This is a genomic window from Campylobacter sp. CNRCH_2016_3089 (assembly GCF_025772505.1).
In the GTDB taxonomy this organism is placed as follows: Bacteria; Campylobacterota; Campylobacteria; order Campylobacterales; family Campylobacteraceae; genus Campylobacter_D; species Campylobacter_D lari_D.
Map to the genome: position 1 here is coordinate 1 of NZ_JAKMSF010000041.1, position 1,246 is coordinate 1,246.

At 28.1% G+C, this 1,246-nt stretch carries 1 protein-coding gene; it reads right to left on the reverse strand.

The window, feature by feature from the left end; translation table 11 throughout:
* Positions 1–1,083 (reverse strand): hypothetical protein (locus L8W69_RS09135; RefSeq protein WP_263666986.1); only part of this gene is annotated, 1,083 nt, incomplete at its 3' end.
* Positions 1,084–1,246: the final 163 nt, after the last annotated feature.

Genomic DNA, 1,246 nt, shown 5'->3' on the forward strand with positions numbered 1-1,246 from the left:
TAGTAGGTTGTTTTGTAAATTAACAATTCTTGAGCTTACTGCTTTGTTTATGTATATAAATACTATTATCACAATTACTAAAATAACAAAAAGAGATATAAATGCTATGGTTGTTATAAGTTTTGTAATAGGCATTTGTATAGAATCAACTGGAGCCATAGTCACAATAGACCAAGCATCTTGTGAGTTATCCCAAAGATCAAAAGTAGCTATTGCTGCTCTATTTTTCTTTCCATCGCTTGCGCGAGTAAAGTCAAAAACAGTATTTATTTTATCTTTTTGTAATTGTATTAATGTTTTTGCACTAGGATGAGGATTTGCTTCTGAAATACTTTTTCCTGTAAATTTAGAAACAGGACTAACTGCTATTAGACCCTCAGCACCAAGTAATAATCTTTGATCATCTTTGAAAATACTTCTTTTTGGATCTGTTAGCTCTCCTCTAAAATGTGTTAAACTTCCTAAAGCTCCAACTACACCTATAATATTTCCATTTTTAAAGATTGGAATTACAATATTGTATGCAAAAATTTCTTCACCATTGATGTTGAAAATTTGAGGTTTTCCTATTGATTCTTTTTGTGTTGATATAGCATTATTAATACTTTGTTGTTGTAAAAATGCATCATATGCTTGAACTAATTGCACGCCGCCTTCTGTTTTTAAAGAAGTATCATGAAGTAACATTAAAAATTTATGCTGATTTGTAAGTAGTTTTGGGTTGGTATTTTGATTGATTGGGGTATTAAAAAAATGAACATACATATATGCAATTTTTTCATTTGAATCAAGCACACCTTCTAAAATATTTTGCACTTCTGTATCATCAATACTATTTTCATTTGAAATAGTATTTTTTATAGTATCTTCTACTCCTAGTAAAGTTGAATAAACACTTTCTGTTGCTCCACGGACGATATTTGCATATCTAAAAGCATTAATTTGAAGTAGTTTATCTGCTTCAGTGTGTAAGATATTTGAAGCTTGTATGGAAAAAATACTTGCTAAGATTATAATGCCTAGCATTACTATGGAAATTACAACTCCAACTATTTTGGTCCCTATTTTTAAATTTGAAAACAATGTATCTCCTTTTATGTGTTTTTAAAAAGGATGTATTTTATCCTAAAAAAATAATTTTTTTATTTTTAATTAATTAATATTTGTTTGGTATTTCTAATAGTGGGTTTGAATGTAAAATGTAGATTTAATAGAGTATCAAAGTTAAACCCATTAAGGGTTTAAC